At 64.2% G+C, this 14,251-nt stretch carries 12 protein-coding genes; 5 read left to right on the top strand and 7 right to left on the bottom strand.

The annotated features are described in order from the left end of the window. Positions 1-7: 7 nt before the first annotated feature. On the bottom strand, positions 8-1,519 hold the full coding sequence (locus KMZ68_RS03885) for a carboxylesterase/lipase family protein (protein ID WP_249779514.1): 1,512 nt from the start codon (positions 1,517-1,519) through the stop codon (positions 8-10). Positions 1,520-1,919: 400 nt separating this feature from the next. Here KMZ68_RS03885 and tldD point away from each other — a divergent pair, with 400 nt between their 5' ends. From tldD to KMZ68_RS03865, 4 genes are all read left to right on the top strand, one after another. Next, entirely contained in the window at positions 1,920-3,347 is a 1,428-nt protein-coding gene (gene tldD / locus KMZ68_RS03880; RefSeq protein ID WP_215614578.1) for a metalloprotease TldD, read from the top strand. Continuing rightward, entirely contained in the window at positions 3,344-4,114 is a 771-nt protein-coding gene (lepB, locus tag KMZ68_RS03875) for a signal peptidase I (RefSeq protein ID WP_215614577.1), read from the top strand. Before tldD ends, lepB begins: the two co-directional genes overlap by 4 nt. A 114-nt stretch (positions 4,115-4,228) precedes the next feature. Continuing rightward, a complete protein-coding gene (locus KMZ68_RS03870) occupies positions 4,229-4,576 on the top strand; it encodes an MmcQ/YjbR family DNA-binding protein (RefSeq protein ID WP_215614576.1) in 348 nt (115 codons plus the stop codon). A gap of 16 nt (positions 4,577-4,592) precedes the next feature. Then, positions 4,593-5,165, top strand: a complete 573-nt coding sequence (locus KMZ68_RS03865; RefSeq protein ID WP_215614575.1) for a nucleotidyltransferase family protein — start codon at positions 4,593-4,595, stop codon at positions 5,163-5,165. Between the two features lie 37 nt (positions 5,166-5,202). Here the strand turns inward: KMZ68_RS03865 and KMZ68_RS03860 are convergent, their stop codons facing one another. The 3 genes from KMZ68_RS03860 to KMZ68_RS03850 all read right to left on the bottom strand — a co-directional run bounded on the left by KMZ68_RS03860 (position 5,203) and on the right by KMZ68_RS03850 (position 7,813). Continuing rightward, entirely contained in the window at positions 5,203-5,757 is a 555-nt protein-coding gene (locus tag KMZ68_RS03860; protein WP_215614574.1) for a PAN domain-containing protein, read from the bottom strand. A 100-nt stretch (positions 5,758-5,857) separates the two neighbouring features. After that, positions 5,858-7,228 carry a glutamate--cysteine ligase gene (locus tag KMZ68_RS03855; protein WP_215614573.1) on the bottom strand — a complete coding sequence of 457 codons (1,371 nt, stop codon included), beginning with the start codon at positions 7,226-7,228 and terminating at the stop codon, positions 5,858-5,860. A gap of 96 nt (positions 7,229-7,324) precedes the next feature. Continuing rightward, positions 7,325-7,813: a MarR family winged helix-turn-helix transcriptional regulator gene (locus tag KMZ68_RS03850; protein ID WP_215614572.1), complete on the bottom strand. Its 489-nt coding sequence runs from the start codon at positions 7,811-7,813 to the stop codon at positions 7,325-7,327. A 129-nt stretch (positions 7,814-7,942) separates the two neighbouring features. On the opposite strand from KMZ68_RS03850, the gene gstA reads away from it, so the two are divergent. Continuing rightward, positions 7,943-8,560 (top strand): glutathione transferase GstA, encoded by a 618-nt coding sequence (gstA, locus tag KMZ68_RS03845; protein ID WP_215614571.1) that lies wholly within the window; start codon positions 7,943-7,945, stop codon positions 8,558-8,560. A 210-nt stretch (positions 8,561-8,770) separates the two neighbouring features. Here the strand turns inward: gstA and KMZ68_RS03840 are convergent, their stop codons facing one another. The 3 genes from KMZ68_RS03840 to KMZ68_RS03830 form a co-directional block, all read right to left on the bottom strand. Next, the gene (locus KMZ68_RS03840; RefSeq protein WP_215614570.1) at positions 8,771-10,993 is read right to left on the bottom strand and encodes a 3-hydroxyacyl-CoA dehydrogenase NAD-binding domain-containing protein; all 2,223 of its coding nucleotides are present in this window, start codon (positions 10,991-10,993) and stop codon (positions 8,771-8,773) included. Between the two features lie 149 nt (positions 10,994-11,142). Next, the gene (locus tag KMZ68_RS03835) at positions 11,143-12,351 is read right to left on the bottom strand and encodes an acetyl-CoA C-acetyltransferase (RefSeq protein ID WP_215614569.1); all 1,209 of its coding nucleotides are present in this window, start codon (positions 12,349-12,351) and stop codon (positions 11,143-11,145) included. 87 nt (positions 12,352-12,438) lie between these two features. Then, positions 12,439-14,229: an acyl-CoA dehydrogenase C-terminal domain-containing protein gene (locus tag KMZ68_RS03830; protein WP_215614568.1), complete on the bottom strand. Its 1,791-nt coding sequence runs from the start codon at positions 14,227-14,229 to the stop codon at positions 12,439-12,441. Between the last annotated feature and the right edge of the window lie 22 nt (positions 14,230-14,251).

Genomic DNA, 14,251 nt, shown 5'->3' with positions numbered 1-14,251 from the left:
CCCGTGCTCACTGCGTAAGCACCTCCGGATAGAGCGTCTTCCAGAACTTGCAGTTATGGGCGCTGCTGGCGTTGAAGTAGCCGAGCTTCCTCGGAGCGAGATTCATCACCATGAAGTCGGCCCTGAACGGATGCCAGGCCGGCGATCGGGGCGCTCTCGGCTTTCCGGTTTTTGCAAAGCTGGTCCAGTAGGCCAGCATCCGGTCGGCCAGTTTCTGCGAGGCCGGCTTCAAATCCGGTCCGGCGATCCTGGCCGTGTTGTCGAAATGCGGGAACTGATAGGGCAATTCCGAGGAATGGACCGCCCCCATCTCGAAGCCCGGATCCTTGGTGACCGGCGGCGCGTCGCGGTCGCCGAACACGAAGGCATAGACGGGAGCCGACTTCCTGATCAGCTTGGACGTTTCGAGATAGATGCAGTTGTTGATCCCGACGTCGGAGCGGAAGTCGGACCAGACCGTGCCGAGGGCCGACGGGGCGGATGAATAGCTGCGCAGCGGATATTTCTTGACCACACTGTCGGCATTCTTGCCGTAGGTATCCTTCAAGAGTACGGAATAATTGTCCTTGGTGATCGACTGGCCGCCCTGGACGGCGTAGGCGACGTAAAGCCTGAGTTCGTCGCGGGTGCCGCCCATGATCATCGGTACCTTGACGAATTTTCCGGCCTTGAGGGCCTGCGCCCCCGGTAGCGGCAGGGTCTTGGTGCCGGTCACGGGCAGGAAGGTGACGATGCTGGAGCCCGCGACGGTCGCAGCGGCGGCAAGCAGTTCCTTGACCGGCTTGCCGCGCAGGCACGTCAGCGCGGCCGCGTCATCGCCGCAGCCCACCAATGCTGCGATCTTCTGCCCGGTCTTGCTGCCTTGCTCGACGGTCGGAAGCGGCGTGGCGCAGCCGGCGCTCTGGACGATCGCCTTCTGGAACAGACCCGCGGTCTCGTCCGGCGCCAGGATGTGCATGCACACGCCGGCCGCGCCCGCTGATTCGCCGGCCACCGTGACGTTTTCCGGATCGCCGCCGAAGGCGGCGATGTTCTGCTTCACCCAGCGCAGCGCCGCGCGCTGGTCCTCCAAGCCATATCCGCCATTGTGGCCGGCCTCGAAAGCCGGATGCGCGGTGAAGCCGAAGACCCCGAGCCGGTAATTCATCGACACCACGATGACGTCGCCGGACTTCGCCAGCGTGTCGAGCGGATACAGCGCGCTGGAGCCGCCGACGAATGCGCCGCCATGAATCCAGACAATCACCGCGCGCTTGCGGCCACGCCAGGTCTTAGAATTGGGTACCGTGACATTGAGATGGAGGCAGTCTTCGTTGTCGCTCGATTCGGGAATGCCGTAGCGCTCGGCCTGCGGACAGGAGCTCTTGTACTTGGTGGCATCCAGCGTGCCGCTCCATGCCGTCGCCGGTTCGGGAATGCTCCATCGCAACTCGCCGACCGGCGGCTTGGCGTAGGGGATGCCCTTGAACTCGCGCACGCCATTGCGGATGGCGCCGCGAACAACGCCCTTGTCAGTCACCACAACCGTGGGATCCGCTGATGTCGGAGCAGCCTGTACTGTCCCGCACAGCATCAAGGAAGCGGCGGCAATGGCCTGAAGCCGGCCGATCGAAATTATCTCGCGCAAATGATCCCCCTGTCCTTTTGGACGAAGCGGCACCAGTGGCGCCGGCATTATGGGAACTAGTTAGGTCGCCGGAATAAACATTCCGTGAAGGAAGGGCAGGCTCCATCGAGCTCGACAATATCTCCCACAGTTTGGACGGGATCGGCGAGGGTGTGACAAGTTGCCGTGAGAGCCAACCCTCCACGTCACAGACCCTCCCCATTTGCCGCTATAGTGCCTATCTTCAATCATCGTCGTCCTGCCCTAGGCGCGAGCTGGGACGACAGGAAAAGAAATTTGCATCGGAGCCTGCATGACCAATCCTCCCACAACCTCCCTGCTCGACCGCGCCAATCTCGACCGCGACCAGGTGCGCCACCAGGTCGCCCGCGGGTTGGAGGGGGCCGACGACGGCGAGATGTTCCTGGAATACAGCCAGACCGAAGCGCTGATGTTCGACAATGGCCGGCTGAAACAGGCCACCTACGACACCTCGCAGGGATTTGGCTTGCGCGCCGTGAAGGACGACGCGGTCGGCTACGCACACTCCTCCGACGTCTCGCTGCCGGCGCTGATCCGCGCCGCGGACGCGGTTCATGCCGTGCGCGGCGGCTATAGCGGCAGTTTCGCCGCCGCCCCGGCCCACACCAATGTGCGGCTCTATGGCGACGAAAATCCGCTGGATGCGCCGGGCTTCGAATCCAAGGTGAAGCTGCTGGCCGAGATCGACGCCTATGTCCGCGACCGGGATCCGCGGGTGCGGCAGGTGACGGTCAGCCTGGGCGCGACCTGGCAGGTGGTGGAAATCCTCCGCCCCGACGGCGAGAGCTATCGCGATATCCGGCCCCTGGTGCGCGTCAATATTTCCGTGGTCGCAGGGCAAGGCGACCGGCAGGAAAGCGGCAGCAAGGGTTATGGCGGCCGCGAGGGCTATGCCCGCTTCATCGAGACCAAGGCCTGGCGCGAGGCCGCCGATGGCGCAATCCGCGAGGCCATGGTCAATCTGGAATCGGTGCCGGCGCCTGCCGGCGAAATGGACGTGGTGCTGGGCGCCGGCTGGCCGGGCGTGATGCTGCATGAAGCGGTCGGCCACGGGCTCGAGGGCGACTTCAACCGCAAGCAGACGTCGGCGTTCGCCGGCCTGATGGGCCAGCAGGTCGCGGCCAAGGGCGTCACCGTGGTCGATGACGGCACCATTGCCTCGCGGCGCGGCTCGCTGACGATCGACGACGAGGGCACGCCGACCAGCCGCACCGTGCTGATCGAGGACGGCATCTTGGTCGGCTACATGCAGGACCGCCAGAACGCCCGGCTGATGAACATGAAGCCGACCGGCAACGGCCGCCGCCAGGGCTATGCCCATGTGCCGATGCCGCGCATGACCAACACCTACATGCTGGCGGGCGATCGCGATCCGGCCGAGATCATCGCCTCCGTCAAGAACGGCGTCTATGCCGCCAATTTCGGCGGCGGCCAGGTCGACATCACCTCGGGCAAATATGTGTTCCAGTGCACCGAGGCCTATCGAATCGAGAACGGCAAGGTCGGCGCGCCCCTGAAGGGTGCGATGCTGATCGGCAACGGGCCGACCGACCTGCATCGCATCACCATGGTCGGCAACGATCTGGCGCTGGATTCCGGAATCGGCACCTGCGGCAAGAACGGCCAGGGCGTGCCGGTCGGCGTCGGCCAGCCGACGCTGCGGATGGAGCGCATCACGGTCGGTGGTACCGGCCGATGAGCATCAACAAGCAATCGGTCATGCCGAAGACGGCCGGCTGGCGCGCCCAAGCCGTCCAGCTCGCGGCGATCGTGATGGTCGTGTTCGTCGCCAAGGGCGCGCTCGCCGAGCCGTTTTATGTGCCGTCAGGCTCGATGGAGCCGACGCTGTTGATCGGCGACGCGCTGCTGGCGTCGAAATTTCCTTACGGCTACGGCACCGCCTCGCTGCCGATCAGGGTCAACCTGCCCGAGACCGGACGCGTGTTCGCAGGCACGCCGAAGCGCGGCGACGTCGTGGTGTTCCGCTGGCCGGGCGACCGCTCGCAGGCCTGGGTCAAGCGCGTGGTAGGCTTGCCCGGCGATCGCATCCAGCTGCGGCAGGGCCAGCTCTTCGTCAACGATCATGCGGCCGAGCTGAAGCCGGACGGCATCGGCCGATCCGAGGACGATGCCGGCGGCGGCGAGCCGGCTTATCGCTATATCGAGACCCTGCCCGGCGGCGTCAGCCACGCGATTTTCAAGATGCGCGACAACGGCCGGCTCGACAACACGCCCGAGGTGACGGTGCCGCCGGGAAAACTGTTCGTGCTCGGCGATAACCGCGACAATTCCGCCGACAGCCGCGTGGCCGTGCGCGACGGCGGCGTCGGCTTGCTACCGCTCGACAATCTGGTCGGCCGCGCCGACGCCGTGGTCGGCTCCTGGAACCTCGGCATCCGCGGCCAGCCGGTCTGGACCTGGCTGTCGGGCTTCAGGATCGCGCGGTTTTTCACCGCGGTGCATTGAGGAAGAACCCTCATGGTGAGGAGGCGCTCTTGCGCCGTCTCGAACCATGACACCATACGCTCATCCTTCGAGACGCGACGAAGACGCCGCTCCTCAGGATGAGGGATAGAGGCGATGACCTTCGACGACGTCAGAAAAATTGCACTAGTGTGGGCGGAGGTCGAAGACGGCACTTCCTACGGTTCGCCTGCCCTCAAGGTTCGCAATAAAATGCTGGTGCGGCTGAGGGAAGACGGCGACAGCCTGGTGATGCCGGGCATCCCGTTTGAAGAGCGCGACATGCTGGTGGAGAGCCAGCCCCGGATTTTTTACTTCACCGACCACTACAAAGACTATCCGATGGTCTTGCTCCGGCTGTCGAAGGCCAAGCGCGCCATGGTCGAGCCGCTGCTGCGCCGGCAATGGCGCGCGCTGGCTTCGAAGAAGGCGGTTAAGGATTTCGATACTAGCCAGAAGCCGTGACGGCATTCGCACCCCCATGAACGAAGCCGACTTCCTCGCCGCCGCGCTCCGCAATCCGGTCAATACTACGATATCGGATGAACTGTTCCGTCTCGGCCTGCCGGATGCGTGGATCGTCGCCGGATGCCTGGTGCAGACCGTGTGGAACGGACTGACCAACCGCGCGCCCGATTACGGCATCAGCGATTATGACGTCTTCTATTTCGATCCCGACACCTCATGGGCCGCCGAGGACGCCGTGATCCGGCAATTGCAGGGCCAATTCGCAAACCTTGGCGTCAAGGTCGAAGTGCGCAACCAGGCGCGCGTCCATCTCTGGTATCCGCAGAAGCACGGCCTGCCCTACCCGGCGCTGGCGTCTTCGACAGAGGGCATCGACCGTTTCCTGACCCGGAATACGAAGGTGGGAGTCCGCCGCACGCAGGACGGTCACGACATCTATGCGCCCGACGGCTTCGACGACATCGCCGGCATGATCGTGCGGCCGAATCCGGGATCGAATTTTTCGAAGGCCAGCTACGAGGCAAAAGCGGCGCGCTGGAAGGCGCTATGGCCGGAGATCACGGTGCTGCCGGCGGATGCAGCTTAGGTGACGCGGCGGTGCCGCGTAGCCTGGGACGATGGGCCTACCGCACCACGCCCGAGATAAATCCGGCCTTGCGCCGCGGCGGCTTGATGTCTTTTTTCAGGAAGCAATGCGCGGCCCTGCCGACATAGCCCGGCCGGGCGTAGGTCCAGGCCCGGCACTTGTTGTCGGCGGTGCAGGCCGCCTTGCAGGCGTCTTCGCGGTCGCCGCCCTTCAGGTCGAAATTGCGGTAGTCGCCGCCGAACCGGTCGATCGAGGTTTCGATGGCGTCGTTGCGCGGCTCGACCACGCCGGCGCCGCGCACGCCGGAAACACAGCAATTGTCCTGGACGCGCGCCGGCACATTGCTCTTCAGCCAGCACACCGCGCCGCCGGCGACATCGGTCGGATAGTTGAAGCTCCATGACCGGCAGCGCCGGTCGCGCTCGCAGACCAGGGCACAATCCGCCGGATCGCCTGAGGGGACCGGCGAACTCAGGTAATCGCCGCCCGGGCGGTCGAAATTGGCCTGCGCTTGCGCCGGACACGTAGCAACGACGGCCGCCAGGAGGGCGAGCGTAGCCATACACGCCCTGAGCAGGCGACCTGTCCCCATATGCTGACGCTTCCGACCGGACTTGATCCGCGAGTTATGCGGCTGCCTATTTGAACGCCATCAACCTGTACGGTGGATGAACGTTCTTCAACAGTTTGTCCTAGAAAGCGTATTCGTCATAGGCCGGTTCCACCGAGCCGTGCCAGGGGCCGTGAAATTTCGCCAGCATCTCCTCGGCGGGGGTCTGTCCGGAGTCGATGATCTGGTCCAGCGGCTCGAGATGACGGCTTTCGTCGCGGCCGAGGTGGTCGATGCGGCCGCGCCGCCTCAGGCCGGCATGCGCCAGCGTCAGGCATTCCCTGGCGATCTCGAACAGATAGCGATCCTTGATTCTCGCCTTGAAGCCGAAGCGCGGAACGTCGTCGCGCAGCGCCTGGCGCTCCGCGGCGTTCCAGTGCTTCACCAGGTCCCAGGCGGCATCGAGGCTGGTGTCGTCGTACAGCAGGCCGACCCAGAACGCCGGCAGCGCCGGCAGCCGTCCCCACGGCACCCCGTCGGCGCCTCGCATCTCCAGGTATCGCTTCAGCCGCACCTCGGGGAAGATCGTCGACAGGTGATTGGCCCAGTCCGACAGCGTCGGCCGCTCGCCGGGAAACGCGGAATTCCTGCCCTCGAAGAAGTCGCGGAACGACGAGCCGGAGACATCGATATAGTCGTCGCCGCGCTTGACGAAATACATGGGAACGTCGAGCGCATAATCGACCCAGCGTTCGAACCCCATGCCGTCCTCGAACGCCCATGGGATCATGCCGGCGCGGGCATTGTCGGTATCGCGCCAGATCTCCGAGCGGAACGACAGGAAGCCGTTGGGCTTGCCTTCGGTGAACGGCGAATTGGCGAACAAAGCGGTGGCGACCGGCTGCAACGCGACCGAGACGCGCAGCTTCTTGACCATGTCGGCTTCCGAGGAGAAGTCGAGATTGGTCTGCACCGTGCAGGTCCGGTACATCATGTCGAGGCCGTACTGACCGACCTTCGGCATGTAGTTGGTCATGATCTTGTAGCGGCCCTTGGGCATCACGGGGATCTGCGCCCGCGACCATGACGGCGTCATACCGAGCCCGAGAAAACCGATGCCGAGGGGGGCTGCGATCTCGCGCACCTGCGCCAGATGCGCCATCAATTCGGACTGGGTCTGGTGCACGGTCTCGACCGGCGCGCCGGACAATTCGAACTGCCCGCCGGGCTCCAGCGAAATCGCGCCGCCGCCGGTGACATCATACAGGCCGATGATGTTGCCGCGTTCCATGATCGGTTCCCAGCCGAGCAATAGCTGCATGCCCTCCAGGAGAGCGCCGATGCCGTGCGCGCCTTCGTAAGGCACGGGATGATGGCCCTCGAGCGTGAACGGGGTCTTCTCGTGCTCGGTCCCGATCCGGAACTCGGAAGCAGGCTTCACGCCCGCCGACAACCACGCAACCAATTCGTCGCGCGATTGCAGCGGCGTCATATCGATCTGATCACGCGCCATAAAGATTCCGGATGAAAGGCGCTTCGACCGAATGCGCGCGGTGTCGGGGGCATCCGCGGACCGACCGGTCCGGGAATGCTTGAGGTGAAAATGATATCATCGGGCGGGCGCGCCGTCTCTCGCGGCGAGCGCCTGCGCCTCGCCGCAGGAGCAGCCCAGCCGGTCGAGCAGACCGCAGAGCTTGGCGGCATCCGTATCGGACAATTTCGAGCCGACGTATTTTTCGATCGCGGCCGAATAGGCGCTCCACATTTTCTTCTGCAGTTCGCGCCCGGCCTCGGTGATCTCGACGAACTGGCCGCGCTTGTCGATCTTGCATTCGCGCCGCGCGGCCAGGCCCTCGTCCACCAGCCGGTCGATCAGCCGCGAGGTCGAGTATTGCGGTATCAGCATCTGCTTTTCCAGCTCGACCGGGCGCATCTCGCCCGACGGCGCGCGCGACAGTTCGAGCAACGCGTCGTACCAGGCCAGCGGCGGGAAGCCGGCCTTCTTCAAATCCTGCTCGACGGCGTCGAGCACCCGGCTCTGGACCCGCATCAGGCGGATCCAGGCGGCGGTCGCCTCGGTCGATGGTTTGCGTTTCATGGCCCGGTCCATAGCGTCAGCGCAGAGTGTAGCGCAATAAATGCAGCTGCATCAATCTTGACTATTCATGCAGATGCATTTAATCACCCGGTCTCGCATAGCCAATACTTCCAGGGAAGGAAAATTCCGATGAAACTGTATTATTCGCCCGGCGCCTGCTCGCTCTCCCCCCATATCGCGCTGCTGGAAGCAGGTCTTCCCTACGATCTGGTCAAGGTCGATCTGCGCGCCAAGAAGCTCGAGAACGGCGACGACTACCTGAAGATCAACCCGAAGGGCCAGGTCCCGGCGCTCGCGCTCGACAACGGCGATCTGGTGACCGAAGGCCCGGTCATCGTGCAGATGATCGCCGACAAGGTTTCAGGAAAGAACCTCGCGCCCGCCCGCGACAGCGCCGAGCGCTACAAGCTCCTGGAGTGGCTCAACTACGTCGGCACCGAACTGCACAAGAACTTCGGCCCGATGTTCTCACCGGTACTGGCCGACGACGCCAAGGCATTCTTCAAGGACCGCGTGATGGGCAAGTTCAAGCACCTCGACGGTCAGCTTGCCGGCCACGACTACCTGATGGGCAAGCAGTTCACCGTCGCCGACTGCTATCTGTTCACCATGCTGTCCTGGGCCGACCGGATGAAGTTCGACCTCTCGGGCCTGCCGAACCTGCTCGCCTACAAGGCCCGCGTCGCCGCGCGCCCGGCGGTGCAGGAAGCCCTCACCAAGGAAGGTCTGATGAAGGCGGCAGCATAAGGGTTAGCGGATAGCGGTAAAGCGAAGGGCCGGATCGATGATCCGGCCCTTTATCTTATGATTGAGGCAACCCCATTCCCACAACGTCGTCCCTGCGAAAGCAGGGACCCATAACCACCGGCGTTCGTGGTGGACGAAGGTAACTGCCGCCGTGCCCCTTTCATAGGACACGGCGTATGGGTCCCGGCGTTCGCCGGGACGGCAATTATCTTACGCCGCCTTCTCCGCCAGCTTCTTCGGCGGGAAGCGGCCGTAGAAGGTCTCGCCCTTGGCCGCCATCTCGACCAGCAGTTTCGGCGGGGTGAAGCGCGAGCCGTATTTGGCTTCCAGTTTGTGGCACAGCTCGACGAACTTCTTGGTGCCCATGAAGTCGATATAGGACAGCGTACCGCCGGTGAACGGCGCGAAGCCGAAGCCGAGGATCGAACCAACATCGGCCTCGCGCATGTCGGTGATGACGTGATCCTCGACGGTGCGCGCGGCTTCCACCGCCTGCACCACCAGGAAACGCTGCTTCAATTCCTCGACGTCGAGGGTATCCGGGTCAAGATGCTTCGGCTGCAGACCGGAAAGCTCGGTCCACAGGCTCTTCTGGCCCTTGCCCTTCTCGGGATAGTCATAGAATCCCTTGCCGTTCTTGCGGCCGAAGCGGCCCTGCCTCTCGACCATTTCGACCAAAAGCTTCTTCTGCGCCTGGTCGATGGCGTTGGCGCCGAGATCGGCCTCGGTCGCCTTCATGATCTTGAGCACGAGATCGAGCGCCACTTCGTCCGACAGCGACAGCGGCCCGACCGGCATGCCGGCCATCTTGGCGGTGTTCTCGATCATCGCCGGCGGCACGCCTTCCATCAGCATTTCCAGGCCCTCGGCGGTGAAGCGCAGCACGCAGCGGTTGGCGAAGAAGCCTCTGCTGTCGTTGACCACGATCGGGGTCTTGCCGATCACCCGCACGTAATCCAGCGCGGTCGCGAGCGCGACGTCGCCCGTGTTCTTGCCGACGATGATTTCCACCAGCATCATCTTCTCGACCGGCGAGAAGAAGTGAATGCCGATGAACTTGCCCTGGTCCTTGAACTCTTCCGCCAGCGAATTGATCGGCAGCGTCGAGGTGTTGGAGGCGAAGATCGCGTCGGATTTCAAGAGCGGCTGGGCCTTGGCGTAGGTCTCCGCCTTGACTTTCCTGTCCTCGAACACGGCCTCGATGATGAGGTCGCAATCCTTCAGCACATTGTAGTCGGCGGTGGCGCTGATGCGGCCGAGGATGGCGTCGCGGTCGCTCTCCTTGGCGCGGCCCTTCTTGATCAGGTCGTCGATCACGGCCTTGGCGTGGCCCTTGCCCTTGTCGGCGCTCTCCTGGTCGCGGTCGATCAGCACGACGTCGATGCCGGCGCGCGCCGAGACGTAGCCGACGCTGGCGCCCATGAAGCCGGCGCCGATCACGGCGAGCTTCTTGACCTTGGTCGGCGGCACGTTCTGCGGACGCCGCGCGCCCTTGTTCAATTCCTGCATCGACAGGAACAGGCTGCGGATCATTGCCGCGGCTTCGTTGCTGCGCAGGACCTGGGTGAAGTAGCGGGACTCGACGCGCAAGGCGGCGTCGATCGGCAACTGCAGGCCTTCATAGACGCAGCTCATGATGGCGCGCGCCGCCGGATAATTGTCATAGGTCTCGCGGCGGTAGATCGCGTTGCCGGCCGGGAACATCTGCATCCCGGCTTTGGAAAAGACCGGGCCGCCCGGCAGCTTGAAACCCTTCTCGTCCCAGGGTGCGACCGCCTTGCCGCCGCCCTTGATCCAGTCCTTGGCCGCCTTGATCAGATCGCCGGGGGGAACGATGGCGTGGATCAGGTTCAGCGCCTTGGCCCGGGCGAGATTGATCGCCTCGCCCTTCAGCAGCAGCTGCATCGCATCCTGCGGCGACACGATGCGCGGCACGCGCTGGGTGCCGCCGGCGCCGGGGAACAGGCCGACCTTCACCTCGGGCAGGCCGAGCCGGGTCTTCGGATTTTCGGCGGCGACGCGGTAGTGGCAGGCCAGCGTCAGTTCGAAACCGCCGCCGAGCGCCAGCCCGTTGATCGCGGCGACCCATGGTTTGCCGGAGGTCTCGATATTGCGATAGACCTGCGAGAACCGCCGGCTCTGGTCGAACAGCATCTGGTTGGCCGCAACCTCGCCCTTGGTCTTGAGCATCTCGGCATATTGCCGGCTCATGCCCTCGAGCATCGACAGGTCGGCGCCGGCGCACAGCGCTTCCTTGCCCGAAGTGATGACGACGCCCTTCACCGCGGCGTCGGCCGAGGTCTGCTTCACGATCTCCTCGAGCTCGATGACCGAGGTTTCGTCGAGCACGTTCATCGAACGGCCCGGGGTGTCCCACGTCACCAGCACGATGCCGTCGGCGTCGGTCTCTACCTTGAAATTCTTGAAGGCCATGTGGTTGCTCCCTCGATGCCGGCAGCCCCTGTAGGCGCGGCGGTTGTCTCTGATCGTAGGGTGGGCAAAGCGAAGCGTGCCCACCATTGCTGCTGCACGTTGATTTTGGTGGGCACGGCGCTAACGCGCCTTTGCCCACCCTACATGAATCACACCCGCTCGATGATGGTCGCGGTGCCCATGCCGCCGCCGATGCACAGCGTCACCAGGGCGGTCGACTTGTTGGTGCGCTCGAGCTCGTCGAGCACGGTACCGAGGATCATCGCGCCGGTGGCGCCGAGCGGATGGCCGAGCGCGATCGCGCCGCCATTGACGTTGATCTTGGAGCTGTCGATGTCGAAGGCCTGGATGTAGCGCAGCACCACCGAGGCGAAGGCTTCGTTGAGCTCGAACAGATCGATGTCCGATTTCTTCATGCCCGAGCGTTCGAACAGCTTTTCGGTGACGTCGACCGGACCGGTCAGCATCATCGCCGGCTCCGAACCGATATTGGCGAAGGCGCGGATCTTGGCGCGCGCCTTCAGGCCGTGCTTCGTTCCCGCTTCCTTGCTGCCGAGCAGCACGGCGCCGGCGCCGTCGACGATCCCCGACGAATTGCCGGCGTGGTGCACGTAGTTGATGCGCTCGATTTCCGGATGCGACTGGATCGCCACCGCATCGAAGCCGCCCATCTGTCCCATCGCCACGAATGACGGCTGCAACTGACCGAGCGACTGCATCGTCGTGGTCGGCCGCATATGCTCGTCCTTGGCGAGAATGGTGAGGCCGTTGATGTCCGTTACCGGCACCACAGAATTCTTGAAGCGGCCTTCGTCCCACGCCTTCGCGGCGCGCTGCTGGCTCTGCACTGCATAGGCGTCGACGTCGTCGCGCGAAAATCCGTACTTGGTGGCGATCAGATCGGCCGACACGCCCTGCGGCATGAAATAGGTCGGCACCGCGCTCGACGGATCCATCGGCCAGGCACCGCCGGAGGACAGGATGCCGACCCGGCTCATCGATTCGGCGCCGCCGCCGATGGTGAGTTCATGCTGACCGCTCATGATCTGGGCGGCCGCGAAATTCACGGCATCGAGACCGGAGGCGCAGAACCGGCTGATCTGAACGCCGGGGACGGATTGACCGAGACCCGCCTTCAGCGCCGCGAAACGCGCGATGTCGGAGCCGGCCTCGCCGATCGGATCGACGCAACCCAGTATGACGTCGTCGACGACGTCTTCCGCGAGATTGTTACGCTCCTTGAGCGCCTTCAGCGGCGCCGCTGCCAGCGCCAGCGCGGTCACCTCATGCAGCGCGCCATCGGACTTGCCGCGGCCGCGCGGCGTGCGAACGTGATCGTAGATATATGCCTCAGGCATGACGCCCTCCTTGTATGAGGATCATAATATATAGGCGAACTGGAAGATGTCGCGGATCGAATTGGGGGCCGCGGAAGATTCTTTCGGTCAGAACGCTTCCGCCGCCAATTCCATGGTGGTCGCACATCCGGTCTGGATGCGCGCAAGATGCAGCGCGGTTTCCGGCAGCATCCTCTCCATGAAGAAGCGGCCGGTGACGAGCTTGGTGGTGAGATAGGGGGTAGCTCCGCTGCCCGCAATCTTGTCCTGCGTCACCTTCGCCATCCGCGCCCACATATAGGCGAAGGTGACGAGGCCGAACAATTGCATGTAGTCGGTGGCGGCGGCGCCGGCATTGTCGGGCTTCATCATCGCATTCTGCATCAGCCAGGTGGTGGCCTGCTGCAGATGGCCGAGCGCGGTGCCGAGCGGCGCGACAAAGGGCTTCATGGCCTCGTTAGCGCCGTGCTCCTTGGCGAAGCCGGCGACTTCGCCGAAGAAGGCCATCACGGCGCGGCCGCCGTCGCGCGGCAGCTTGCGGCCGACGAGGTCGAGCGCCTGAATGCCGTTGGCGCCCTCGTAGAGCATGGCGATGCGGGCATCGCGCACGAACTGCTCCATGCCGTGCTCGGCGATATAGCCGTGGCCGCCGTACATTTGTTGCGCCAGCACCGCGTTGGAAAATCCGACGTCGGTCATGACCCCCTTCATGATCGGCGTCATCAGTCCCATGTGATCGTCGGCCTCCTGGCGATCCTTGGGGTCGCTGGAGCGGTGGGCGACGTCGCTCTTCAGCGCGGTCCACACCACCATCGCGCGTGCAGCCTCGTTGAAGGCGCGGATGGTCAATAGCGTACGGCGCACGTCGGGATGCACGATGATCGGATCGGCCGGCTTGTCCGGCGCCTTGGCGCCCGACAGCGCGCGGCCCTGCAGCCGGTCGCGGGCATAGGCCGCCGCGTTCTGGTAGGCGACTTCGGATTGCGCCAGTCCCTGCACCGCGACGCCGAGCCGCGCCTCGTTCATCATCACGAACATGCCCTGCATGCCCTTGTTTTCCTCGCCGATCAGCCAGCCGGTGGCGCTGTCGTAATTCATCACGCAGGTGGAATTGCCGTGAATGCCCATCTTGTGCTCGATCGAGCCGCAGGTGACGCCGTTACGCGCGCCGAGCGAGCCGTCGGCATTGACCAGGATCTTCGGCACCACGAACAGCGACACGCCCTTGATGCCGCTAGGCGCGCCTTCGATTCGCGCCAGCACCAGATGGATGATGTTGTCGGCGAGATCGTGCTCGCCGGAGGAGATGAAGATCTTGGTGCCGGTGATCTTGTAGCTGCCGTCGGCCTGCTTGACGGCCTTGGTGCGCAACAGGCCGAGATCCGTGCCGCATTGCGGCTCGGTGAGGTTCATGGTGCCGGTCCACTCGCCCGCCACCATCTTCGGCAGGAACATCTTCTTCTGCTCGGGCTTGCCGTGCACCAGCAGCGCCGCGGCGGCGCCCATGGTCAGGCCGCCATACATCGAAAACGCCATGTTGGCCGAACTCAGGAATTCGGTGACCACTTGGCTCAGCGTGACCGGCAGTCCCTGCCCGCCATATTCCGCCGGCGCGGACAGGCCCAGCCAGCCGCCTTCGGCGACCTGCTTGAACGCTTCCTTGAAGCCTTTCGGCGTCGACACCCGGCCGTCGTCGTGGCGGGTGCAGCCCTCGAGATCGCCCGTGCGGTTGAGCGGCTGCAGCACTTCTTCGGCCAGTTTCGCAGCCTCGCCCAGGATCGCGTCCCGCACATCGGCGGAGGCATCGCTGAAGCCCGGAAGATTGTCGTAACGGTCGATCTGGAACACGTCGTTGAGCAGAAACGAGACGTCTTCCACGGGGGCTTTGTAGATCGGCATTCGCGTTCTCCAGGCTGGCTGG

The sequence above is a fragment of the Bradyrhizobium sediminis genome (assembly GCF_018736105.1).
Taxonomy (GTDB): Bacteria; Pseudomonadota; Alphaproteobacteria; order Rhizobiales; family Xanthobacteraceae; genus Bradyrhizobium.
The sequence above is the reverse complement of the archived record's forward strand: the minus strand, read 5'-3'. Positions and strand labels throughout refer to the sequence as shown.